This window comes from Mesorhizobium sp. WSM4887 (assembly GCF_029625865.1).
GTDB lineage: Bacteria > Pseudomonadota > Alphaproteobacteria > Rhizobiales > Rhizobiaceae > Mesorhizobium.
The window spans coordinates 798,965-821,461 of the sequence record NZ_JARTVP010000001.1; the positions used below are offsets into that span (position 1 = coordinate 798,965).

At 64.2% G+C, this 22,497-nt stretch carries 20 protein-coding genes, 1 other RNA gene and 1 pseudogene; 10 read left to right on the top strand and 12 right to left on the bottom strand.

Annotated features, from left to right (window positions below; genetic code table 11):
- Positions 1–62 precede the first annotated feature (62 nt).
- The 3 genes from modC to modA are packed head-to-tail and all read right to left on the bottom strand — an operon-like array spanning position 63 to position 2,690.
- On the bottom strand, positions 63–1,175 hold the full coding sequence (gene modC, locus P9230_RS03880; protein ID WP_067323206.1) for a molybdenum ABC transporter ATP-binding protein: 1,113 nt from the start codon (positions 1,173–1,175) through the stop codon (positions 63–65).
- Positions 1,172–1,876, bottom strand: a complete 705-nt coding sequence (modB, locus tag P9230_RS03885; RefSeq protein WP_067323203.1) for a molybdate ABC transporter permease subunit — start codon at positions 1,874–1,876, stop codon at positions 1,172–1,174. The genes modC and modB overlap by 4 nt, the downstream gene beginning before the upstream one ends.
- A gap of 19 nt (positions 1,877–1,895) precedes the next feature.
- On the bottom strand, positions 1,896–2,690 hold the full coding sequence (modA, locus tag P9230_RS03890; RefSeq protein WP_095802675.1) for a molybdate ABC transporter substrate-binding protein: 795 nt from the start codon (positions 2,688–2,690) through the stop codon (positions 1,896–1,898).
- A 165-nt stretch (positions 2,691–2,855) separates the two neighbouring features.
- Between modA and P9230_RS03895 the strand changes: the two are divergent.
- Positions 2,856–3,054: pseudogene (locus tag P9230_RS03895) on the top strand (TOBE domain-containing protein).
- Positions 3,055–3,087: 33 nt separating this feature from the next.
- Here the strand turns inward: P9230_RS03895 and P9230_RS03900 are convergent.
- Positions 3,088–3,882 carry a thymidylate synthase gene (locus tag P9230_RS03900; protein ID WP_067323197.1) on the bottom strand — a complete coding sequence of 265 codons (795 nt, stop codon included), beginning with the start codon at positions 3,880–3,882 and terminating at the stop codon, positions 3,088–3,090.
- A gap of 139 nt (positions 3,883–4,021) precedes the next feature.
- Positions 4,022–4,333: a DUF2853 family protein gene (locus P9230_RS03905; protein WP_066990883.1), complete on the bottom strand. Its 312-nt coding sequence runs from the start codon at positions 4,331–4,333 to the stop codon at positions 4,022–4,024.
- Between the two features lie 170 nt (positions 4,334–4,503).
- On the opposite strand from P9230_RS03905, the gene ssrA reads away from it, so the two are divergent.
- Positions 4,504–4,864: a transfer-messenger RNA gene (gene ssrA, locus P9230_RS03910) on the top strand.
- 124 nt (positions 4,865–4,988) lie between these two features.
- Here the strand turns inward: ssrA and P9230_RS03915 are convergent.
- Positions 4,989–6,194, bottom strand: coding sequence for a multidrug effflux MFS transporter (locus P9230_RS03915; RefSeq protein WP_095802676.1), 1,206 nt, complete (start codon positions 6,192–6,194; stop codon positions 4,989–4,991).
- A 208-nt stretch (positions 6,195–6,402) separates the two neighbouring features.
- Here P9230_RS03915 and P9230_RS03920 point away from each other — a divergent pair, with 208 nt between their 5' ends.
- The 4 genes from P9230_RS03920 to P9230_RS03935 all read left to right on the top strand — a co-directional run bounded on the left by P9230_RS03920 (position 6,403) and on the right by P9230_RS03935 (position 8,182).
- Positions 6,403–7,086: a TetR/AcrR family transcriptional regulator gene (locus P9230_RS03920; protein WP_095783789.1), complete on the top strand. Its 684-nt coding sequence runs from the start codon at positions 6,403–6,405 to the stop codon at positions 7,084–7,086.
- 116 nt (positions 7,087–7,202) lie between these two features.
- On the top strand, positions 7,203–7,739 hold the full coding sequence (locus tag P9230_RS03925; protein ID WP_066990875.1) for an SspB family protein: 537 nt from the start codon (positions 7,203–7,205) through the stop codon (positions 7,737–7,739).
- 9 nt (positions 7,740–7,748) lie between these two features.
- Positions 7,749–7,946, top strand: a complete 198-nt coding sequence (locus P9230_RS03930) for a DUF4169 family protein (protein WP_095802677.1) — start codon at positions 7,749–7,751, stop codon at positions 7,944–7,946.
- Positions 7,947–7,954: 8 nt separating this feature from the next.
- Positions 7,955–8,182, top strand: a complete 228-nt coding sequence (locus P9230_RS03935; protein ID WP_095779013.1) for a ribbon-helix-helix domain-containing protein — start codon at positions 7,955–7,957, stop codon at positions 8,180–8,182.
- A gap of 6 nt (positions 8,183–8,188) precedes the next feature.
- Here the strand turns inward: P9230_RS03935 and P9230_RS03940 are convergent, their stop codons facing one another.
- A complete protein-coding gene (locus tag P9230_RS03940) occupies positions 8,189–9,991 on the bottom strand; it encodes a chloride channel protein (RefSeq protein WP_278117507.1) in 1,803 nt (600 codons plus the stop codon).
- A gap of 178 nt (positions 9,992–10,169) precedes the next feature.
- Here P9230_RS03940 and P9230_RS03945 point away from each other — a divergent pair, with 178 nt between their 5' ends.
- On the top strand, positions 10,170–10,601 hold the full coding sequence (locus P9230_RS03945) for a helix-turn-helix domain-containing protein (RefSeq protein ID WP_066990862.1): 432 nt from the start codon (positions 10,170–10,172) through the stop codon (positions 10,599–10,601).
- Positions 10,602–10,699: 98 nt separating this feature from the next.
- Here the strand turns inward: P9230_RS03945 and P9230_RS03950 are convergent, their stop codons facing one another.
- Both P9230_RS03950 and P9230_RS03955 read right to left on the bottom strand, forming a co-directional pair.
- Positions 10,700–14,665 (bottom strand): AsmA family protein, encoded by a 3,966-nt coding sequence (locus P9230_RS03950; protein WP_278117509.1) that lies wholly within the window; start codon positions 14,663–14,665, stop codon positions 10,700–10,702.
- Between the two features lie 87 nt (positions 14,666–14,752).
- Positions 14,753–16,165 carry an FAD-linked oxidase C-terminal domain-containing protein gene (locus tag P9230_RS03955; protein ID WP_278117511.1) on the bottom strand — a complete coding sequence of 471 codons (1,413 nt, stop codon included), beginning with the start codon at positions 16,163–16,165 and terminating at the stop codon, positions 14,753–14,755.
- Between the two features lie 156 nt (positions 16,166–16,321).
- On the opposite strand from P9230_RS03955, the gene P9230_RS03960 reads away from it, so the two are divergent.
- Positions 16,322–16,807 carry a thioesterase family protein gene (locus P9230_RS03960; protein WP_095779017.1) on the top strand — a complete coding sequence of 162 codons (486 nt, stop codon included), beginning with the start codon at positions 16,322–16,324 and terminating at the stop codon, positions 16,805–16,807.
- Between the two features lie 145 nt (positions 16,808–16,952).
- Positions 16,953–17,168 (top strand): hypothetical protein, encoded by a 216-nt coding sequence (locus P9230_RS03965; RefSeq protein WP_067323171.1) that lies wholly within the window; start codon positions 16,953–16,955, stop codon positions 17,166–17,168.
- Here P9230_RS03965 and P9230_RS03970 read toward each other — a convergent pair.
- Complete coding sequence (locus P9230_RS03970; protein ID WP_278117513.1) at positions 17,154–17,630, bottom strand: Lrp/AsnC family transcriptional regulator; 477 nt, start codon at positions 17,628–17,630, stop codon at positions 17,154–17,156. The genes P9230_RS03965 and P9230_RS03970 overlap by 15 nt on opposite strands.
- Before the next feature lie 88 nt (positions 17,631–17,718).
- Between P9230_RS03970 and P9230_RS03975 the strand changes: the two genes are divergently transcribed.
- On the top strand, positions 17,719–18,633 hold the full coding sequence (locus P9230_RS03975) for a DMT family transporter (protein ID WP_278117515.1): 915 nt from the start codon (positions 17,719–17,721) through the stop codon (positions 18,631–18,633).
- Between the two features lie 156 nt (positions 18,634–18,789).
- Here the strand turns inward: P9230_RS03975 and P9230_RS03980 are convergent, their stop codons facing one another.
- The gene (locus tag P9230_RS03980; protein WP_127245789.1) at positions 18,790–19,692 is read right to left on the bottom strand and encodes a dienelactone hydrolase family protein; all 903 of its coding nucleotides are present in this window, start codon (positions 19,690–19,692) and stop codon (positions 18,790–18,792) included.
- Between the two features lie 341 nt (positions 19,693–20,033).
- On the bottom strand, positions 20,034–22,346 hold the full coding sequence (locus P9230_RS03985) for a glucose/quinate/shikimate family membrane-bound PQQ-dependent dehydrogenase (protein ID WP_278117517.1): 2,313 nt from the start codon (positions 22,344–22,346) through the stop codon (positions 20,034–20,036).
- Positions 22,347–22,497: the final 151 nt, after the last annotated feature.

Sequence of the window (22,497 nt, forward strand, 5' to 3'; positions counted from 1 at the left end):
CGAGATTACCCTCTCCGCCGCCACATCGCTATTCCAAACCAACATAGCGATATTGCCCTTCGTCAACCATCGGCCTCCACCGGCAGCCCAGCACCTGTCGTCGCGCTGTCAAAGCTCACCGTCTTGATCACCGCGAAGACCTCGCGGCCGAGCGCGAGCCGAAGGCTCTGCTTCGACTGTTTGGTGACGCGCGCCAGCACCGTTGCTCCGTTGCAGTCGATGGCGATCTCCACCGTAGGCCCGACGCCCGGCCTGACTGCGGCGATTTTGCCCGGCAGTATGTTGAGCGCGCTAAGACCCGACGGCTGTTCGGTCGCGATCATGACATCGCGGGCGCGGATGCGGAGCCGCACCAGAGCTCCCGCCGGGCGTGAAACGCGTGGCACGCGGATCTCGCCGGCCGGCGAGCCGAGCACAGTCATGCCGAAAGCCTCGTCGTGACGCAAAACCCTGGTGTCGAGCACCGCGCCGCCCTCGCCGCGCTCCTCCGCCGGCAAGAGGTCGAGCCGCTGCATGATCGCCTCGGTCGGGCCGAAAGCCGCGATCTTGCCTTGGGACAGCACCGCCACGTCGGTCGCCAGCCGCGCCACCTCGGCGACGGAATGGCTGACATAGGCGATCGGGATCTTCGTCTCATCGCGCAGCCGCTCGATATAGGGCAGGATTTCGGCCTTTCGCGCCTCGTCGAGCGAGGCGAGAGGCTCGTCCATCAAAAGCAGTTTCGGGCTGGCAAGGAGCGCGCGGCCGATCGCCACGCGCTGCTTTTCACCACCCGACAATTTCGCCGGCCGCCGGTCGAGCAGGGGACCGATGCCAAGAAGTTCGACCACCGCATCCATACTGGCGTAGCGCTCGGCAACCGGCGTGAACCAGCGGCCATAGCGCAGATTGCCGGCGACGCTCAAATGCGGGAAGAGCCGCGCATCCTGGAACACCATGCCGATCCGTCGCTTGTGCATCGGCACGAAGATGCCGGCGGCGGTGTCGACCAGCACGCGCCCGTCCACCGCGATCCGCCCTTTCCGCGGCCGGATCAGCCCGGCGATCACATTGATCAGCGTCGACTTGCCCGAGCCCGAAGGCCCGAACAGCGCCGTCAGCCGGCCGGCGCTTTCGAAACTCGCCTCGATGGCGAAATCGCCGAGACGATGACTGACGTCCACCGAGAGCGTCATTCGATGTCCATCCGCTGGCCGATCCGGCGCGCCAGAACCTCGGAGGCCACCAGCGCCACCATCGAGATGACGATCGAAATCAGCGTCAGGCGCAGCGCTCCGGGATCGCCGCCCGGCACCTGCGTGAAGGTGTAGATCGCCGAGGGCAGCGTCTGCGTCTCGTTGGGGATGTTGGAGACGAAAGTAATGGTCGCGCCGAACTCGCCCATCGCCTTGGCGAAGGACAGGATCGCGCCGGCGATCAGGCCGGGCAGGATCAGCGGCAGCGTGATTGTGGCAAACACCCAGATCGGGTTGGCGCCGAGCGTGCCGGCGGCCGCCTCCATCTTGCGGTCGACCGCCTCGATCGACAGCCGGATCGCCCGCACCATCAGCGGAAACCCCATCACCCCGCAGGCAAGTGCTGCCCCCGTCCAGCGGAAGGAAAAAACGATGCCGAAATGCTCGGCGAGGAAGGCGCCGGCGGGCCCGCGCCGGCCGAAGGTGAGCAGCAGCAGATAACCGGTCACCACCGGCGGCAGGATCAACGGCAAATGCACCAGCCCGTTGAGCAAGGTCTTGCCCCAGAACCGCCCCCGGGCCAGGACCAGCGCGATCAGGATGCCGGGCGGCAGGCTGGCGATCATCGCCACAGTCGCCACCTTGATCGACAGCCGGACCGCATTCCATTCGTCGGGAGTGAGGTCCAGCAGCCAGTTCATTTGCGGTGTTAGGTCTTTCTCAGTTGCTCGGCGCGAGCACCGTAAAACCCTGTTCCTTGAAGAGCGCGGCGGCCTTGGCTGACTCGACGCATTTCAGGAAGGCAGCCGTATCCTTGTCCTTCGAATCCGCGGTCTGGGCAATCGGGTAGATGATCGGCGGGTGCGAATCCTCGGGGAAGGTGCCGACGACCTTGACGCCCTTTTCGGCATGGGCGTCGGTGGCGTAGACGATGCCGAGCGCGGCCTCGCCCGTCGACACCAGCTTGAGCGCGGCGCGGACATTCTCGGCCTGCGCGACCTTGCCTTCGACGGAGGACCAGACGCCCAGCCATTCCAGCGCCGCCTTGCCGTATTTGCCGGCGGGCACCGCCTTGAAATCCCCCATGGCGAGCCGACCGTCGCGGATGAGCCCGGCGAGATCGAAGCCCTTCTCGACCTTCGCCTCGACCTTGGAATCTTGCGGCGCCACGAGCACGATCTGGTTGCCGAGCAGCTTCACCTCGGTGTCGGGCCTGGTCAGCTTCTTGTCAGACAGATACTTCATCCAGTCGAGGTCTGCCGAGACGAAGACATCGGCTGGCGCGCCGCCCTCGATCTGCTTGGCCAGCGCCGAGCTTGCCGCATAGGAAATCGTGGCCGCTTCGCCGACCTCGGGCTCGCAGGCCTTGTTGACCACATCGAGCGCGTCCTTGAGGCTGGCCGCGGCGAACACGATCACCTTGTCGTCGGCGTGGGCTGCCGGCACAGCCGCCATCAACGCTGCCGTCAGTCCGCCAATGGCCATCGCCTTCAATCCAAAACCCTTGCCCGTCATGAAACCTCGCCCTCTTCTGAAAATCCGTTCGGTTCGAGCCCTGATTCGATATATCCGGATGAACATAACAAGAAAAGGACTTTTAGGCTCCGCGCCGTTGTACGTCAGGATCCCACCAGCACACGGTGAAGTCCGTTCGATACAGCGAGGCATAGGCAGATGTAGATCAGCGCCGGCAATGTCCTAAAGGGCAAGGTCACGGAAATCGTCGAGGGATCGACCACCTCGCATGCCAGGATAGCTATCGGCGGCGGCGTCCTCGACACGGCTTCGATCCCCAACGAAGCGGTTGCCGATCTGCGACTGGGCAAGTAGGGCCTATGAAGTGATCAAGGCCTCCGACGTCATCGTCGGGACTGGCTGACGGCTTGAGCGCTGGCAGCGCTCAAAGCGGGCCTTATACCGCGATCGGCGCCTTGATATTGGCGTCCGCAAAATAGTTCTCGAGGCGGAAATCCTCGAAGCGGAAGGCAAAAAGATCCTTCACATCCGGGTTGATCCACATCGTCGGCAGCGACTTCGGCGTGCGCCGCATCTGCTCGCGCGCCTGCTCGAAATGGTTCGAGTAAAGATGCGCATCGCCGAGCGTGTGGACGAAATCGCCAGGCTTCAGGCCGGTGACCTGCGCCACCATCAGGGTCAGCAGGGCGTAGGATGCGATGTTGAACGGCACGCCCAGGAAAATGTCGGCCGAGCGCTGGTAGAGGTGGCAGGAGAGCCGGCCTTCCGAAACGTAGAACTGGAACAGGCAATGGCAGGGCGGCAGCGCCATCGCCTCCACTTGGGCCGGATTCCAGGCTGAGACGATCAGCCGGCGCGAATTGGGATTCTTGCGTACCTCCTTGAGAAGGGCGGCGATCTGGTCGATCTCGCCGCCGTGCCCATCCGGCCATGAGCGCCACTGCTTGCCGTAGACAGGGCCGAGATCGCCGTTCTCGTCGGCCCATTCGTCCCAGATGGTGACGCCGTTGTCGTTGAGATATTTGATGTTGGTGTCGCCGGCCAGGAACCACAGCAACTCGTGGATGATCGACTTCAGATGCAGCTTCTTGGTGGTGGTAACCGGGAAGCCGCGCGAAAGGTCGAAGCGCATTTGGTAGCCGAACACCGACCGCGTGCCGGTACCGGTGCGGTCGCCGCGATCGGCGCCGTTCTCCAGCACATGCTTCAACAGGTCGAGATATTGGCGCATCGGCTCGGCCTCGATTCGGATGACAAGCGATCATAGCCGACTGGCGGTGGGTCGAATACCCAAAGCCTACAGATGTCGATCCGGCGCGAAAAATCCACGGCGCCGGCACGTTGCCATGCCGGCTGCCGATCGCCTTGCCTCACAGAGAACCCAGTTTGCCCAGGTCCTTCGCCACCAGATAGTAGAAGGTCACGCGGCTCTTGGTGTTGTCGGCGGCCATCGCCTTGCACGCCTTCTCGATCGAGGCGTCGGCCTTCTTGGCGTCGGCAATCCCAAGCTTCTTGGTCACCCAGTTGTCCCGGACGCGCTCGAGCTCCTTCGGGTCCGCACAGGAGACCAGGGAGGAATCGCGGTTCCTGAGCGCGATGCCCAAGTGCTTGACGATCTTCTCGACCGCATCGGCGCTGGCGCCGGCATCGTATTTCTTCACATCCGCAAGATAGTCGGCCATGAAACTTCCCCTCGTCGGCGCCACGGATCCGATCGATGAGGCTTGTGGCGCGCCGCGCAACTTGTGCGCTAGGTCAGGATATTCCTCATCACCGGCGGAGCTTCGATTGAGTAGACGCGCAAGTCAACCCTCGGCTGTCGAGTTTGGCGCAGGGGACAAGCCTCGACTTGGCCCTTTCATTTTCCGTAACCGCTCCCTATATTCGCTTCGTCGGCTTGACCGACTATGGCGATAAACAGGCGATGAAATAAGCCGTTCGGACCCGGGGGCGGTACCCGGCGCCTCCACCAAAAACCGCTCTTCCAAAGGGAGCGGCTTTTGCTGGGGGCGAAATAGGATCGACGAAGGTGTAAAGATCGTACTTTTGCCCGGCATTGTACCACCGTCATCGGGCTAAACTTATAGTTGCCAACGACAACTATGCGGAAGCTCGTCTCGCTGCTTAATGCAGTGCGAACGCTTCAAATCAAGCCCTAGAGGTTCGCACTTCTAGGCGGGGTTCGGAGGTACCTGGCAACAGAAACCTCCACCTTCCCCCTCGCCTTCTTTCCAAGTCAATTGAACGGCCGAGCATGCTTGGCGCGCATGCTTGCGGTCCTGCCTGGGCTGAAAAAGGCCGGGCAATCCCGGCCTCTTCCGATTTTCTATCCGCGTCTTACTCGGCAGGCGCTTCGACCGCTTCGCGCGCACGGCCGAGCGTCAGCTTGGCCAGCATGAAGGAAATCACCGCGCAGAGCGTGATGCCGGCCACCATCGGCAGCGGCGTGCCGTCGAAGAAGAGGCCCGCCACGCCCATGGCCAGCGCGCCGATGGCGAAGTGCAGCGTGCCCATCAGCGCCGATGCCGTGCCGGCGATCTCGCCATGCTCTTCCATCGCCAGCACGGAGGTGGTCGGAATGACCAGGCCAAGGAAGCCGTAGCCGACAAAGAGCAGCGCCGCCATCACGTCGAGCCGGTCGACACCGGATGCCATGATCGCGAACAGCGCCACCATCACCGTGGCATAGCCGGTCACCGCGACCCACACGACCCGCTTCAAGCCGAAGCGATCCGCCAGCATCCCGGTCAGCTGCGACATGCCGATGAAGGCGACCGCGTTGATCGAGAAGAACACGCTGTAGACCGACGGCGACAGGCCGTAGTGGTCGATCAGGATGAAGGACGAACTCGACAGATAGACGAAGAAGCTCGCAATGCCGAAGCCGGCGATCGCCGTCAGGCCAAGGAAGTTGCGGTCGCTCATCAGGTAGCGGTAACCGGCAAGTGCCGTGCCGAAGGACGAGTTGGCGCGCTCCTCCGCCGAACGCGTCTCTTTCAGCGAGGTCGCGAGCAGGATGGTGGCTAAAGCGGCGGCGCCCGTCACAGTCCAGAACACGGCACGCCAGCCGAAGCTCTCGATGATCTGGCTGCCCGTGAGCGGCGCGAGGATAGGCGACACCGAGAACACCAGCATCAGCAGCGACATCAGCTTGGCGGCCTCGTTGCCGGTGTGCAGGTCGCGCACGATGGCGCGCGGCACTGCCATGCCCGCGCTGGCGCCGAGCCCCTGCAGGAAGCGGAAGGCGATCAGCCACTCGATATTGGGCGCCATAGCCGAGCCGACGCCGCCAACCATGAACAGCGCGAGTCCGACATAAAGCGGCAGCTTGCGCCCGACCATGTCCGAGATCGGTCCGACGACGATCTGGCCGAAGCCCATCGACAGGAAGAAGATCAAGAGGCTCATCTGCACGGCGGCGGTGCCAGCTTTCAAATCCTCACCGATCGAAGGCAGCGCTGGAAGGTACATATCGATGGCGAAGGGGCCGATTGCGGACAACAAGCCGAGCACGACCGCGATGCGGAGGAATTTGGGACTCATGATAAGGGCTTCTTTCGGATCTGGTTGTCGCCGTGGTCCGGCGTCTACCCGAGGACGTTCCATCCCGTGGAACCCCGACATCCGGGATGTGAAATCATCGTCGCTTCAAAGCGCGATTCTGTCGTTCCCGGGAGCGGGCTTCGCTTTATTGTGTCTACAAATTTAGACAGCCTTGTCCAATTCGTCAATCATCGCTATATAGTTTCTTATGAAGGTCGGCGTTTCTCCTGACACTTTCCCGCCACGCAGCCACGAGGCCAAGCGCATATCGGTGGTTGATGCTGCCGCTTCGGTCTTCTGCCGCGAAGGCTATGCCGGCGCCAATATCGACCTGATCGCGGCCGAGGCCGGCGTTTCGCGCCAGACCGTCTACAATCACCATGGCGATAAGGAAAAGCTGTTCATGGCCATTGTGCGCGACCTGACGGAGCGCTGCAATGCCGGCATCTTCGCCACCATTGCCACCTTTCCCGACCAGCCCGCCGATCTCGAAGCCGATCTTGTCGCCTTCGCGGTGCGCATGAACCGCAACTGTATCTGCAACCGCGACGGCCGCTTCCTGCGCAAGCTGATCCAGGCCGAGGGCGAGCGCTATCCCGAGCTTTTTGCCGAGTGGCGCGAACAGGGACCGGGCCGCACCTGGTCGGCGCTTGCCGCCCGCTTCGCGCGGCTGGCCTATGCCGGGCACCTCTCGATCGACGATCCGGACGTGGCGGCGCGGCAGTTCCTCGCACTAGTCAACGCCGAGTTGCAGACAACCTTCATGCTCGGCGGCATACCGACGGAGGAAGAGGTGTTGCGCTCAGCGACCAATGGCGTGCGCACCTTCCTGGCCGCCTTCGGCAGGAAGAAAGCGGCAGCCGCCCGGCAGGCCGCCCTCGCCCACGCCTGAGCGATCAAATCGCCGCCAGCCCTCTTGGCCTTAGCTTTCGGCGCCTATATGCGGTTTACGCCGCGCCCAAGCTTGATTACAGCTATGCGGACGATTCAACGGAACCCGACCGTCACATGGCCGACGACCACATCCGCTACGACATTCTGGCCCAGGAGGCATTGCGCGGTGTCATGCGCAAGGTCCTGGCCGAAGTCGCGCGCACGGGCCTTCCGGGCAACCATCATTTCTTCATCACCTTCCTGACCGGCGCGCCGGGCGTGCGCATCTCCTCGCGGCTGCGCGAGCGTTATCCGGAGCAGATGACCATCGTCATCCAGTTCCAGTACTGGGACCTGAAGGTGACCGACACCGGTTTCGAGGTGGGACTCTCCTTTTCCGACGTGCCCGAAAAGCTCGAAATCCCCTTTTCCGCCGTGCGCGGTTTCTATGACCCATCAGTGAATTTCGAACTCGAATTCGACGTCAAGGCGGACAACGCCGCGGAAGACGACGACGCCGCGCCGGCCCCGGAGCTGCCGATCGCGGTCGTGACCGAAAAGAAACCGGAATCGAAGAAAAAGGCCACCGAGGCCGAGAAGAAGCCGGCTGCCGCCGATACCGGCGGCAAGGGTGCCGAAGTGGTTTCGCTCGACGCCTTTCGCAAGAAGTGAGCCGGGGAAATGGGCGAGGTCGTCAATCTCCGCCAGGCCCGCAAGCAGAAAGCGCGCATCGAGAAGGAACGCCTGGCCAGGGAAAACCGGGCATTGCACGGCCGTTCCAAAGCCGAGCGCGAGCGTGACCGGCTGACGTCCGACATGACGGAAAAATTCATGGACGGCCATCGCCGCGAAAAGCCCGGCGATCCGGACCGGCGCTGAGCGCCCGGATGGCCGCTGTCGAAAAACGCTCGGTGACGATCCGCGGCCACCGCACCAGTTTTTCCCTGGAGCAACCCTTCTACGACGATTTGGTGGCGATCGCGACGCAGCGCTCGCTGTCGCTCGCGGCCCTCGTTGCCGAGATCGACGAAACGCGGACACGTGACGCCAACCTCTCCTCCGCGCTCAGACTCTACGTGCTCGCCTGGGCAAAGCGGGGCGGCAAGGCATCTTGACCGGCCTCAGACCGGATCGCCGAGGCTTTCCTGCGCCTTGCGCTTGGCGCCGAAGCTGAGCAGGGCCGAACGGTCGCGTTCCTCGGCCTGCTTTTTCGACCGCACCCGCATCAGGTCCTTCCAGCCGATATAGCCGACCAGCCGTGCATCCTCGCGCGAGACGACCGGCAGATGCGAGACGTTGGCCAGGAGCAGCTTGTCTGACAGTCCTTCCAGATATTCGTCGGGATAGGCGAGCGTGACCTTGCTGCCGGCCAAAAGTTCGCCGAGCGTCGTCTTGCGGTGCTTGCCGGCGCGGCGCCAACGCAGGATCGCCGGCGGATCGATGAGGCCGAGCACATGGCCTTTCTCGTCGATCACAGGAAAGCTCGGATGGCGCGTGTCCGGGGCGGTCAGGAATGCCGCCGCGCCGTGCAGCGTCATCGTCGCCGGCACGCTCTCGACCTTGGTCGTCATCACCTCGCGCACCCTGGTCAGCGCGAAGGGATCGACGCGGTATTCGCGAACGAGGTGGTGTCCGCGCCGCGCCACCTTTTCGGTCAGGATCGATCGCTTCATCAACAGCACGGTGACGGCATGGGCGGTGGCGCAGGCTGCGATCAGCGGCACCAGCATGTGGGTGTTGCCGGTGAGTTCGACCGCGAAGAAGGTCGCGGTCAGCGGCGCGCGCATGGTGCCGCCCATGGTCGCGGCCATCGCCAGCAGCGGCCAGAAGCCGGGCGTCGCCTCGGGCAGGATACCGGCAAGCACCGCGCCCATCGCGCCGCCCATGATCAAGAGCGGCGCCAGCACGCCGCCCGACGTTCCCGAACCCAGCGCCACCGACCAGATAATGGCCTTGACGACCAAAAGCGTCAGCGCTGCCGCCGCCAGCACATGGCCATCCAACATGTTGGCGATGTTGTCGTAGCCGACACCGAGCGCCTGCGGCTCGATCAGTCCACCGATACCGACCACCAGGCCGCCGATCATCGGCCACCACATCCAGTGTATCGGCAGCTTCTGGAAGGCGTCCTCGCAGGCATAGACCATTTGCGTCAGCAAGCCGGAGAGCAGGCCGGCGGCAATCCCGACCAGCACCCAGCCACCCAATCCGGCGATCGACGCTTCCATGCTGCCCGAGAACGGGAAGATCGGTCCGGGCAGGTGCAGCAAGGTGCGTTCGACCTCGGCGATGATGGCGGCGACGGCGACCGGGATGAAGCTGCGCGGCGTCCATTCGAACAGCAGCAGCTCGACGGCAAGCATGATTGCCGCGATCGGCGTGCCGAACACGGTCGTCATGCCGGCCGCCGCGCCCGCCACCAGCAGCGTCTTGCGTTCATTGTCGCTGACCGGCAGCATCTGCGCGATCAGCGAGCCGATCGCCCCGCCGGTCATGATGATTGGCCCCTCGGCGCCGAACGGTCCGCCGGAGCCGATCGAGATCGCCGACGACAATGGCTTCAATACCGCCACTTTGGCGTCGAGCCGCGAGCGGCCGAGCAGGATTGCTTCGATGGCTTCCGGAATGCCGTGGCCGCGGATCTTTTCGCTGCCGAAGCGCGCCATCAGCCCGATGATCAGCGCGCCGATCACTGGAACCAGCACGGCGCCATAGCCGAGCGGCGTGTCCTCGAGCCTGAGCTCGGTCAGCGTGAACTGGCCGAAATAGGCGATGTTGGTGGCGAGCCTTATCAGCTTCAACAGCGCGATGCCGGCAAACAGCCCGGCGGTCGCGACAACGACTGCGATGGCGGCGATGATGAGCACCCGAGGATCGGTGGTGAAGTCGCGGAGATGGCCGTTTCCGGCATGAGCGGATTTCATTGGGGAGCCTGAGCTTTCTGGCGGCGCGGTACCGTCCGGTTGTCGGGCGGCTACATATCGTAACACGATATAATTCTTCAAGGCCGTTTTTGGCGGTTGCTCCGCGTCATTTTGGTCATGGATGCGCCAGGCTTTCATAAGAGTTGAGCTTTGGCCGGAAAGGGCGATAAGTCGTGGCATGACGCACCCGAAGAAACCACGTCCCGCCATCAGCCAGGCCGACTATCAGCGGCTTTCGGAGTTCCGCTACCTGATCCGCCGCTTCCTCGAATTCAGCCAGTTGCAGGCGAATGAGGCGGGCTTGACCCCGCGCCAGCACCAGGCGCTGCTGGCGATCAAGGGCTATCCCGGCGGCGGGCCGGTGGCAGTGGGCGATCTGGCGGAGCGGTTGCGCATCCGCCACCACAGCGCCGTCGAACTGGTGAATCGGCTGAGCGAGGCCGGCTTGGTCGCGCGGGATCAAGACAAGGCCGACCACCGCCGCGTCCTGCTGCAACTCACCCCGCTCGCCGACGACCGTCTCGCCGAATTGTCGGCCGCCCATCTCGACGAGCTTGCCCGCATCGAGCCTATGCTCAAGCGCCTGCTTTCGCGGCAGGAGCCGGTTTGAGCGCTACATCCAGCGCTGTCCTTCGCGACGTCTTGGGTGTTTTGTTCGCCCGCGATTCCGGGCGGAACCGCTATGCAGTTTTCCCGGAATAATGGGTTTCAACCGCCGTCCAGCGACTTCAGGAGGTTGTCGATCGTGAACGGATTGGACTTGGGCTTCGGCGGCTCTGGAACGGAACCGTCGTTGACGCCGGGAAGCGACCGGTCGACTTTTGGCGCCTGCTCAACCGCCCTGCGTTCAGCTTCCAGCCTCGCCTGCTCGGCACGCTTGCGATCCGCCTCGGCCTGGGCTTTCGCGGCTGCGGCCTGTTGCTCGGCCTTTGCCTTGGCATCGGCTTCCGCCTCTGCTTGCGCATCAGCCTCGGCCTTGGCGCGCGCCTCGGCCTCGGCCTGAGCCTTGGCGTCGGCTTCCGCTTTTGCCCTTGCCCCTTCTTCCGCTTTGGCTTGCGCCTCGGCTTCTGCCTTCGCTTGCGCCTCCGCTTCGGCTTTCGCCCTGGCTTCAGCCTGGGCTTTCTGTCGCGCCTCTTCCTCTTGCCGGCGCAGTTCCTCGGCCGCCCGGTCGCGCTCCGTCTGCAGCGCAGCGTAGTAGCGCACCTCGCGCCGCAGCCTCTGCTTCTCGAGCAGCGCCGCCTGCATCGCCTCGACGCGCTGCTGCTCCTTCTCCAGCGCGCGCTGGGTCAGGAACTGCGCCAGCGGCGCGCTGTCGAACTGGAGCGACGTCGCCCCGATCTGGCCTGCAAGGCTGAAGTTCACAGCCGGTTCGGAGCCGACAAGCGCCTCGTCGCCCGGTCGATAGGTGATCGCTCCCTTGGCGGCCAGCGTGCTCGCATCGAGGTCGGCGGTAACGTCCGCCGACAGCGTCGCCGCCGGATTGTCGAGGCTGATCGGCGGCGCCCGCAGCGTGCCATTGGCAACGGTGAAGGGGATATCGGTGTTGCCGGCCGCGAAACTTCCCTGTCCGGCGATCTCAGGCGCGAAGCCGGCGGTCTTGGCGGCATCGATGTCGCGTCCGATTGCATCGGCCTTGGCGATGACGGGGGCAAAAGCATCGGGATTGATGCCGGCGATGGTCAGTCCCTTCAGCGCCGCCGTGCCGGACCCTGACAGGGCGGCGATCATCGCATCGACAGACTTGCCGCTGGTCGACAGCGCGGCCGAAATGTCGCCGCTGCCGCTGATTCCGGCGCCAGGCAGCACTGCGGTAAGATCACTGCCCGCCAGCTTCAACTGACCCGATAACAGGCCTGTGCCCTCCGTGTTCTTGAGCTCGAACAGGCCGGTTAGCGTGCCCTCATAGAGCTTGGCTTTGAGGTCCGAGACACGGATGCCTTCCCGGTCGAGCTTCAGCGACAGCGTCGCGTCATGCGCGGTCGCGAACGGTCCGGCGGCAAGGGCCGCCGTGTTGAGGTCGAGATCGGCGCTGAACGGCAGGGTCGATTTCCGGCTGAACGGCGTCGTCGGCCAGCCACCGTCCTTCCCGGCGAGGAAGGACTGGTCGCCGAACAGCGACACCGCCAGCGGGTCGAGGTCGAGCTCATCGAGCGCCAGCGCGCCGGCAAGATGCGGCAGTCCGTCCTTCATGTCGGCGTTGACGTCGCCGGACACAGTCGCCTTGTTGATGGCGCCGCTGAGCCCGCTCAGCACCAGAAGCCCATTGCCGAAGTCGGCATCGCTGGCGAGCGAAGCCGACGTCCCGGTGCCCATGCCGGGCAGCCCGACACCTGTCGTCATCAGCCATGGCTCGATATCGGCGGCGTCGAGATTGACCTTGCCCTTGGCGGTGGCGCCTTGCTCTGTCTCGGCGATGGTCCCGTCAAAGCTCGCCCTGAAATCGTCGGCCGTCAGGTTGAAGCTGGTTGCCAGACCGCCGCCCAGCGAGCCTTTGGCCGTGATATCGGTGGTGGCCTGTCCAAGCATGCCGAGCGGCAGCGCCGGCAGGCCGTAGAGTGCAAGCAGCGTGGCGGCGTTCTCGTTCCTGGCATTGAAGGTGATCGATACCGGCGCATCGGGAAGCCGATCCCGCGTCCCCCTGCCCGAAAGCGAAGCCGAGAAGGCGGAACCGCCGGCCTTGCCTTGCGCCGAGAGCGCGAGTCCGGTGGTGCCGTCGCCATTGTCGGCGGCACTTGTCACCAGGTCGATCCGGGCGTCCTGGAACAGCTCCGGATAGGCAGCAACACGGGCAGCCAGGCCTTTCAGAACCTGATTGTCCGAATAATGCTGGGCTGCGACATCTATGAGCGGCTTGAGATCGACGGCCACCACGGATGCGTCGAGCTTGCCGGTCGGGCTTTCCGGAAAATCCTTGATGCGCCCGGTGGCGCTGATTGAGGCGCCGGCGAGCCCTCCGACCGAGAGCCGGTCGATCTCGAGCAGGCCCTTGCGCAGCCTCAACGCCGTATCAACTGTATCGGCGGTCAGCCCGGCGGCGCTGACCGGGCCCGCCTTGATCTGGAAATCGAGGTCGCGGTCGGAGAAGCGGTTGGCGCCCTTGTCGCTGACGAAGATCGAGGCGAAGGCCGCCAGCCCATCGACCTCGAGCTCGCCGCCCTCCAGCTGCATCAGCACCGAGGGCCTGGCGCCATCGGGTTGGCTGGAATCGATGCGGCCGGAAAATTTCGCCTTGCCGAGGATCAGCTCGAGGTCGCTGAACGACTGCCGGTTCTCGCTGAGATCGACCTTGGCCTTGAAGCCCGCCGCCGGCAGACGGCGGATCGCGTCGTCGACATCCTTCGACAGCCAGGCGGCGAAACCGGACGGCTGTCCGACAGCAAGCAGCAGGGATCCGGTGAAGCCGAAATGGTCCTCGACGTTCAGCATGCCGTCGGCTTCAAGCGTCGCCCGGCCCGGCAGTGTCGCGGCGAGCGACTTCACCGACCACCCGCCTTCGGCCGGCTCCGCCGAGAGCCGCACGTCGCGAACCGTGGTATCGCCCGCCACCACGGCCGGCAGCCTGACCTCGACCGTGCCCGGTATCGTCGGCTTCGGCATGTGCTGAAGCGTCTGCTCGAACGCCGCGATACGCTGGTCGAGCGTCAATCCGGCACCTGCGGATGCGCCCACCGCCTCGTCGAACTGCACCTGCGCGCCGTTCGCTTCGATCGAAAAATGCGGTTTCAGGCCGAGATCGACCGAGGCCTTGCCGTCGGCGGTATAGGGGTTGTCGAGCGGTCCGGTCTCGAAGCGGAATTCATCGACACCGAGCTTCTGATGGTCGAGCGCGAATTTGCCGTTCAGCCGGAAGCCGGGATCGGGCTTGCTGGCGCTGACCTTCACAGGCTCGGCGTCAGTGCCGCGCAATTCGGCCGAGCTCCTGTCGGCCCCATTCTTGTCAGAAGCCGAAACCTTGAACTGACCGGAATAGACCGCCGCGCCTTTGACGATGCCGGCATTGCCGTCTGTCTCGATGATGAGCGGATAGGCATCCGGGTCGGCTTTGAGCCTGACCCGCATCTGGCCGTCGGCTTCCGCTCTGCCGGTTGAGGCCGAGACTTCCGTGCGCAGTCCGTCGAAGCGCAGCGAGCCATCCATCCGCCACGGACCGGCGAGCGACTTTGCCGAAACGGTCGAGTTGATCTCGGAGATGAAATGGCTGCGCCCGCCGGCGGCATGGCGCAATTCGATCTGCCCTTCGGTCACCGTCAGCTTCTCGATCGCGATCTGTCCGGGATCAAAGGGCGTCGACGGCCGGATCGCCCAGTCGACCGTGCCGTCGCCCGCAACATCGATGGTCGCCTTCGGATGCACCAGCCGCATGTCGAAGATCAGCAGTTCGCCGCGCAGGAACGGCGCCAGCTCCGCGTCCATGGAGAAGGTCTCCATCGTCATCGCCGGCTGTCCGCCAGGGCCGCCTGCGACCTCGACATTGGAGAAGGTCACCGAAGGGAATGGCAAGAGCCGCGCGGTCGCGTCGCCTTTCACGGTCACCTTGCGACCGAGGATGGTGCTCGCCTCGCGCTCGAAATCGGCGCGGTAGCCGGTCCAGTCGACGAAATACGGCACCACCAGCGCCGCGCACAGCACCAGCACGAACAGGCCACCGAAGATCACGAACAGGCGAGCGAGCATCGGCCCCAAAGCCTAGGATTAAGTCAGCCGCACTCTACCCGCATCCGCGCGGCGATAAAGAGGCAATTCGGCTGCAACCCTCGGCGTCTAGGCTCTCGGCAAGATCTTGCCGGGGTTCATGATGTTCAGCGGATCGAGCGCCTGCTTGATCGTTCGCATGACCTCAACGCCATGGCCGAGCTCATGGCGCAGGAAGCCGACCTTGCCCTGGCCGATGCCGTGCTCGCCGGTGCAGGTGCCTTCCATGGCGATCGCCCGCATGTTGAGCCGCGCGACGAATTTTTCAGCGAGTGCGATCTCCTGCGGGCTGTCGACATCCATCAGCACCAGCACATGGAAATTGCCGTCGCCGGCGTGGCCGACGATCGGCGCGATCAGGCCCATTTCGGCAATGTCGGCTTCGGTCTCGGTGACGCATTCGGCAAGCCGTGAGATCGGCACGCAGACATCGGTCGACAGCCCCTTGGCGCCGGGGCGCAGCGTCAGCGACGACCAGTAGGCGTCGTGCCGCGCCTTCCAGAGCTTCGTCCGCTCCTCGGCGACGCTGGTCCACAGGAACGGTCCGCCGCCATTCTCCTCGGCGATCATGCCGAAAGTCTCGGCCTGTTCGGCGACACCGGCGTCGCTGCCGTGAAATTCGACGAAAAGGCACGGGCTCTCGGGGTAGTCGAGCTTCGAATAATTCTTCATCGCCCGCATCTGCAGCGCGTTGACCAGTTCGATGCGCGCCACCGGGATGCCCATCTGAATGGTCGCTATCACTGCGTTGCATGCGGCCTCCAAGGTCGGGAACGGGCAGACGCCGCCGGAGATCGCCTGCGGAATGCCCTGCAGCCTGAGCGTCAGTGCTGTGATGATGCCGAGCGTGCCTTCCGAGCCGACCAAGAGCCGCGTCAAGTCGTAGCCGGCCGAGCTTTTCTTTGCCCGCTTGCCGGTCGTCACTGCCTCGCCGTCGGCCATCACCGCCGTCAGCGACAGCACGTTTTCGCGCATCGTGCCGTAGCGCACGGCATTGGTGCCGGACGCCCGTGTTGCCGCCATGCCGCCCAGCGAGGCATTGGCGCCGGGGTCGATCGGGAAGAACAGGCCGGTGTCGCGCAAATGGCGGTTGAGATCCTCGCGTGTCACTCCGGGCTCGACCGTGCAGTCGAGATCCTGCGGATTGACCGAGAGGATGCGGTTCAAGCGAGAGGTGTCGATGGATATGCCTCCGCCCGGCGCATTGGTGTGGCCCTCGAGCGAGGAGCCGACGCCGAAGGCAATGACCGGCACACGATGCGCGGCGCAGGTGCGCACGATCTCCTGCACCTCCGGCGTGCTTTCGGCGAAGACGACGCCATCCGGCGCCTGGGTCGGGATGTAGGTGGTGGTGTGCGCATGCTGGTCGCGGATCGCCTCGCCGGTCTGAAAACGCTCGCCGAACCGCTGCTTGAGGATGCCGAGCGCGGCGGCGATGCCTTCCTCGTTGCGCTCGACGGGGTTGAGGTCGCTCAAAGCCATGAATTCCTCCGCGAATGGACCAGCGGCCACTCTTGTAATGCAGCTATGGATGATGCCTAAAGCAATTCCAGGAAAAGAGTGAAGCTCCGGAATTGCGCCAGAGCGAAGAGAACCTCACCAGCCAGGCCCTGTCCAGCGACGATCAAGGAAAACCAAATGACGATGCCCGCGCCGATCATTTCCAGCCCGATGGCGATCGAGAAGGACTGGATTGACTATAACGGCCATCTCAACATGGCCTATTATAACGTGCTGTTCGACCGCTGCTCGGACGAAGCGTTCGAGCTGATGGGCATGGGACCGAACTATGCCAAGGACCGCCGCCTCACCATCTACACCGCGGAAGTCCATGTCTGCTACGTGCAGGAGCTTCACCTCGACCACAAGGTGAAGGTCTCGTTCCAGCTCATCGACCACGACGAGAAGCGGCTGAGGGCCTATCAGGAGATTCGCCACGTCGATGGCTGGCTGGCCGCGACGTCCGAGCAGCTTGCGCTGCATGTCGACATGGCCGGGCCGAGGGTCGCTCCCTTCCCGGCCGATGTGATGGCACAGGTTGAAGCCATGCGCGCCGCCCACGCCGCGTTGCCGATGCCGGAGCGTGCCGGCCGTTCGATCGGCATCAAACGCAAGAGCGCTTGAAAACCCGCACACCCGCGTTAACCTTACCAAGGTTTTAACGTGAACAAGCCGATTGAGTCTGTTGAACGACTCAGTGGCGCGTTCGAAAACCGCCGCACCGGGTTTACGCGCGGGCGGCAGGCGGAATGCGGTGCGAGGACAGTGCATGAAAACCGACATCAAGGTCGAAGTGGAGCGGTTGGCGGCCGATCCGCGCATCACCGACTATGATTTCTGGCGATCGTTGAAGAACGTCAACAACGAGATCTTCCACATCGCCAACAACAACGAGCCCATCCCCTTCGACATGATCCGCTGGCGCGCGATTCTCAAGCAGGCGCGCATCAGACGCGGTCACACTGAGCCTTCAGCGCTCCCTTAAACTGCCAAGCGGCGAGCGCGCCTCGACCGGCGACGACTGTATGATGGCGGTGTTGGTCATCGCATAGGGAATAATTTTGTCGATCACCCGCTCCAACTCGGCCACCGAGCCGACATGCGCGAGCGCGATGAAGCAATCCTCGCCGGTCACTCGGTCGCATTGGGCGATTTCCGGCAGGTCGCGAATGATCCCGGCCACCCCGGCAAGCTGCCCCGGGACCGGCCTGATTCGCAGCCATGCCGACAGCTTCATGCCGAGGGCCGTCGGATTGATCTTCACCGTATAGGCTTCGATCACGCCATTCTCCTGCAGCTTGCGAATGCGTTCGGCCACGCTCGGCGCCGAGAGCCCGACGGCGCGCGCCAGTTCCGCCGTGCTGGTGCGCGCATCCTTTTCCAGGAGTCGCAGGATTTTCAGGTCCGCCGCATCCAGCTCGCCATTTTCATTTCGAAGGCGTTTCAAATAATTCTCTTTTCTTCAGAAGGTGAACGGTGATCGGAGCCGTGCATCATCCATATAAGTCGCGAAGTTCGCCTGCGATAATGACCCTATGAATTCTGAAGCGCAAGTTCATCCGACAAACCGGGCCGGCAGCGACACCGACGCTGCACGCCCTGCCCTCGCCGGACTGGCCGATGCGGTGCCGCCGCATGTCTGGTTCTGCGTCAGCGCGATCTTCCACTATCTTGGGCCGGCCTTCGCCGTGCTGCTGTTCGCTCAGGTCGGCGTGCTCGGCATGGCCTGGCTGCGCATCGCCACGGCCGCGCTCGTCTTCGCGCCGCTTACCAGGCCATGGGCGGTTTTCACGCGCGCCGACCGCTCGGCCCGCCTGCTGCTGTTGGCCTTCGGCGCCTGCCTGGCGGTGATGAACTGCGCCTTCTATCTGGCTCTAGACCGCCTGCCGATCTCGCTAGTCGCCGCGATCGAATTTGTCGGCACCATAGGCGTCGCGATGGTCGGCCTCAGAACCCCGCGCAATTTCGCGGCGCTCGCCATCGCTGTCGCCGGCACGTTGCTGCTCATCGATGTCAAATGGTCGAGCGATCCCGTCGGCCTGTTCTGGGCTTTTCTCAACGGCGCGCTGTTCATCGGCTATATCGTTTTGGGCCACCGCATCGCCCGAACTGGCCTCGGCATCGCCGGCCTCGGCACCGCCATGGCGATCGCCTTCCTCGTCGTGCTGCCGGTCGGCTTCAGCGAGGCGCTGCCAGCCTTCTCGGCGCCGCAACTGCTGATCGCCGGTATCGGCGTCGGCCTCTGCTCCTCCGTCATCCCCTACATTTGCGATCAGCTCGCCATGGCGCGGCTGCCGCGCGCGAGCTTCGCGCTCATGCTATCGCTCTTGCCGCTCACCGCGACCCTGATCGGCGTGGTCGTGCTCAGGCAGGTTCCGAGCCTTACCGATTGCCTCGGCATCGCGCTGGTTGTGGCGGGCGTCGCCATGCACAAGCCAGCGCCGGAGTGATCCGCCGCCCGTCGAGGTGTGTTGAGGTTCAGGTCAGGCCGAGCCGAGAATGGTGGATTCCGAGAACCAGAGCGGAGCGTACTTTGAAGTACGTGAGCACCGGAAGCGCAGGAAGCCGCCATTCGCAGGCCGGGCTAACCTGAATATCAACACACCTCAGGCCAGTTTCTCCTTAAGGAAGGCGACCGTCCTCCCCCAGGCCAGATCGGCCGCCTTCTTGTCGTAGCGCGCGGCCGAGGTGTCGTTGTTGAAGGCGTGGTTGACGCCGTCATAGACATAAACGGTGTATTCGACATGCGCGGCGTCGAGCGCCTTCTTGTAGGCGTCGATGCCGGCATTGATGCGCTCGTCCAGCCCGGCATAATGCAGCAGCAGCGCCGCCTTGATCTTCGGCACATCCTCGGCCTTAGGCTGCATGCCGTAATAGGCGACGCCGGCACTGAGGTCCGGCGCATTGACGGCGAGCGTGTTCACCGTGCCGCCACCCCAGCAGAAGCCGACCGCGCCGACCTTGCCGTTGCTGTCTTGGTAAGTCTTGAGATAGGCGACCGTCGCTACGCCGTCGGCCGCGACTTGGGCAGCATCAAGCTTGCTGAACATGTCGCGCGCCTTGTCCTCGTCGGCTGGCGTGCCGCCGAGCGGCGACAGGAAGTCCGGCGCCAGCGCGACGAAGCCTTCCAGCGCCACGCGCCGGGCGACGTCACGGATATGCCCATTGAGCCCCCGGTTCTCATGGACGACGATCACCGTGCCGAGTTTGCCGGACTGATTCGCCGGCTTGACCAGATAGCCCTTCATCTCGCCGCTGCTGCCGGGATAGGTAATGTCCTCGCCCTTCACCCTCGGATCGTTCTCGGCGACGATCGCCGCCTTGGCCGAATTCGCAGCCAGCATCGGCGCGATCGCGGCGGCCGCGGCGCCCGATCCAGCGAGCCGAGTCAATTGCTCCATGAAGCGCCGCCGGTCGAGCGTCAGATGCGTATATTCGTCATAGGCATCGATCATCGCCTGAGTGATGATGGGCTGTGTGACGACAGGCTTGGCGACAGGTTCGGTCATGGCTCTCCTCGACGACTGTTTGACGCGCAAGATAGGGTTAGAACGCGCACGGTCCAGTCATCCGCCGGCGACAACGGCACTCGATCCGAACTTCGACCATGACGATTGCCGGTGGCTTCTGCATCCATCACATTTTGGTCATTCCGAAAACGTTGATGATGCTGTCTCGGTGGGACGGGAAACTGCGGAGCGGCCCGCCCGGTCCGAACGGCAAAAAGGGGAATGCCGGGAACGTGATGGCCGCCGGCGCTGCGGCTGGCTGAGGCGGCGCTTGCTGTCGTCGCTGCAGGCGCTTGGCCACGTGCTCGGCGAAAAAGGCCGGCGCGATTGGATGTCCTCGTCTACTTGGGCAGCGTGTAAGCCATCACATAATCGCCCGGCTTGGTACCGACCGAGCCGTGGCCGCCGGCGACGATGACCACGAACTGGCGGCCGTCGGCGACGGTGTAGGTCATCGGTGTCGACTGGCCGCCGGCCGGCAGCCTCGCGCGCCAGAGCTGCTTGCCCGTCGTAAGGTCATATGCGCGCAGATAGTCGTCGACCGCGGCCCCGAGGAAGGCAACGCCACCGGCCGTGATCATCGGCCCGCCGATGCCTGGAACGCCGACCTTGAGCGGCAGGGGCAGCGGCGTCATGTCGTAGACGGTGCCGTTGCGATGCTTGTAGGCGATCTGGCCGGTTCTCAGGTCGACGCCGGCGACATAGCCCCAAGGCGGCGCCTGACAGGGAATGCCGAGCGGCGACAGGAATGGCCCCATCACCACCGCGTAAGGCGCGCCCTCATTGCGGTTGAGCCCCTGCTCGCTGCCCTTGGTGTCGCCGGGCGGCGGCACGTCCGCGCGCGGAATGAGCTTCGACGTGAAAGCGAGATAAGTCGGCATGCCGAACATCACCTGCCGCACCGGGTCGACCGCGACCCCGCCCCAGTTGAACACGCCGAAATTGCCGGGGTAGACCAGCGTGCCCTGCAGCGAGGGCGGCGTGTAGCGTCCCTCGTAACGCAGTGTCTTCAGTTCGATCCGGCACGCCAGCTGATCGAACATGGTGATGCCCCACATGTCGGCGCCGGTCAGCGGCTTCGGGTTGAACGACAGGTCGGACGACGGCTGCGTCGGCGAGGTATGGTCGCCTTCGATCGCTCCGCCCGGTGCCGGCACTTCCTTCACCGGAATGATCGGTTCGCCAGTGCGCCGATCGAGCACATAGAGATCGCCCTGCTTGGTCGGCCCTACCAGTGCCTGCACCACGCCGCTCCCCGTCGTAATGTCGACCAGCGTCGGCTGCGCCGGCACGTCCATGTCCCACAGGTCGTGATGCACGGTCTGGCGCACCCAGCGCAACTGTCCGGTGTTGAGGTCGAGCGCGGTGATCGAGGAGGAGAATTTTTCGACATTGGCGCTGCGGCCCATGCCGAGCTGGTCGGGCGTCTGGTTGCCGAGCGGCAGGTAGAGCAGGCCAAGCTTCTCGTCGGCGCTCGCCGTTGACCACATGTTGGGCGAGTTGTTGGTGTAGTTCTGCCCCGCCGGCAGCGGCGTCGTCTGATCCGGTTTGCCGGAATCCCAATTCCACAACAGCGCGCCGGTGCCCGCGTCATAGGCGCGGATGACGCCCGACGGCTCCTCGGTCGAATAATTGTCGTTGACCGCGCCCCCAACGATGATCTTGCCGGCGAGGATCAGCGGCGCCGAGGTCGAATAGTAGTAGCCCGACTTCGGAAAGGGCATGTTGGCCATCAGGTTCAGCGTGCCGCCTTCCGCGAAGGACGGACAAACTTGCCCGTTCGCGGCATCGAGGGCGATCAGCCGGGCGTCCGAAGTCGGCAGGTAGATGCGTGCCGCGCAGGGCTGGCCCGCCGCGATCTTCGCATCGGCGTAATAGGAAACACCGCGGCAGGTCTGGTGCTGGCGGTTGGGATCGAGCTTGATCTTCGGGTCGTAGCGCCATTTCTCCTTGCCGGTCGCGGCATCGATGGCGATGGCGAAATTGTGGGGCGTGCAGATGTAGAGCGCATCACCGACCTTGAGTGGCGTCACCTGATAGGTCGTCTCACCGATGTCGTCGGGACCCTTCATGTCGCCGGTACGATAGGTCCAGGCCGGCTGCAGCTTGGCGACATTGTCCGGCGTGATCTGAGCGAGCGGCGAGTAACGCTGGCCGAACGGCGTGCGGCCGTAGAAATGCCATTCGCCCGCCGGCATGTCGCCGCCGAGATTGGCCGTCGGCGTCACCTTATCGGTGTTGAGCGTGCCGCCGATGTCCTTCGGATCGGCGGTCATCGAATAGCCGGCCACTGCAAGCGATGCGAGCACCGCCAGGATGAGCGGAGCGCGTCCGTCCGGACCGGTGAATCCCCGCCTGGCCCATGGCGTCAGCAGCCAGAGCGCGATGAGAACGATGATGCCGCCGCGCGGGCCGAGCTGCCACCAATCAAAGCCGGTTTCCCACACCGCCCAGCACAGCGAGGCGAGCACGATCGCGGCATAGAGCCAGAGCCCTGTCGATCTGCGGCGGAAAACGAGCCAGGCGGTGATCAGGAAGGCCAGTCCGGCAATCAGGTAGTACCAGCTGCCACCCAACGTCACCAGCCAGATGCCGCCGCCGCCGAGGACCAGGCCGATAAGCAAAAGGACGAGGGAGGTGATGGTGACAGCCAAGACGATACTCCTTCGACTGTTGCGCCGTGCGGCGCCTGTGAGGCAACGGCTTGCCGTCCCTGCCCTGCTGGCAGCTTTCTCTCGCAAGTTGCGCCTGTCAAGCCGGCCCCGAACAGGAACAACTAGAACAAAACGGAGACACTTCTGGCCT

Bases quoted from the DNA above. Each gene is read 5' to 3' on its own strand.
- modC (WP_067323206.1), bottom strand. From the start codon at position 1,175: ATGACGCTCTCGGTGGACGTCAGTCATCGTCTCGGCGATTTCGCCATC.
- modB (WP_067323203.1), bottom strand. From the start codon at position 1,876: ATGAACTGGCTGCTGGACCTCACTCCCGACGAATGGAATGCGGTCCGG.
- modA (WP_095802675.1), bottom strand. From the start codon at position 2,690: ATGACGGGCAAGGGTTTTGGATTGAAGGCGATGGCCATTGGCGGACTG.
- P9230_RS03900 (WP_067323197.1), bottom strand. From the start codon at position 3,882: ATGCGCCAATATCTCGACCTGTTGAAGCATGTGCTGGAGAACGGCGCC.
- P9230_RS03905 (WP_066990883.1), bottom strand. From the start codon at position 4,333: ATGGCCGACTATCTTGCGGATGTGAAGAAATACGATGCCGGCGCCAGC.
- P9230_RS03915 (WP_095802676.1), bottom strand. From the start codon at position 6,194: ATGAGTCCCAAATTCCTCCGCATCGCGGTCGTGCTCGGCTTGTTGTCC.
- P9230_RS03920 (WP_095783789.1), top strand. From the start codon at position 6,403: ATGAAGGTCGGCGTTTCTCCTGACACTTTCCCGCCACGCAGCCACGAG.
- P9230_RS03925 (WP_066990875.1), top strand. From the start codon at position 7,203: ATGGCCGACGACCACATCCGCTACGACATTCTGGCCCAGGAGGCATTG.
- P9230_RS03930 (WP_095802677.1), top strand. From the start codon at position 7,749: ATGGGCGAGGTCGTCAATCTCCGCCAGGCCCGCAAGCAGAAAGCGCGC.
- P9230_RS03935 (WP_095779013.1), top strand. From the start codon at position 7,955: ATGGCCGCTGTCGAAAAACGCTCGGTGACGATCCGCGGCCACCGCACC.
- P9230_RS03940 (WP_278117507.1), bottom strand. From the start codon at position 9,991: ATGAAATCCGCTCATGCCGGAAACGGCCATCTCCGCGACTTCACCACC.
- P9230_RS03945 (WP_066990862.1), top strand. From the start codon at position 10,170: ATGACGCACCCGAAGAAACCACGTCCCGCCATCAGCCAGGCCGACTAT.
- P9230_RS03950 (WP_278117509.1), bottom strand. From the start codon at position 14,665: ATGCTCGCTCGCCTGTTCGTGATCTTCGGTGGCCTGTTCGTGCTGGTG.
- P9230_RS03955 (WP_278117511.1), bottom strand. From the start codon at position 16,165: ATGGCTTTGAGCGACCTCAACCCCGTCGAGCGCAACGAGGAAGGCATC.
- P9230_RS03960 (WP_095779017.1), top strand. From the start codon at position 16,322: ATGACGATGCCCGCGCCGATCATTTCCAGCCCGATGGCGATCGAGAAG.
- P9230_RS03965 (WP_067323171.1), top strand. From the start codon at position 16,953: ATGAAAACCGACATCAAGGTCGAAGTGGAGCGGTTGGCGGCCGATCCG.
- P9230_RS03975 (WP_278117515.1), top strand. From the start codon at position 17,719: ATGAATTCTGAAGCGCAAGTTCATCCGACAAACCGGGCCGGCAGCGAC.
- P9230_RS03980 (WP_127245789.1), bottom strand. From the start codon at position 19,692: ATGACCGAACCTGTCGCCAAGCCTGTCGTCACACAGCCCATCATCACT.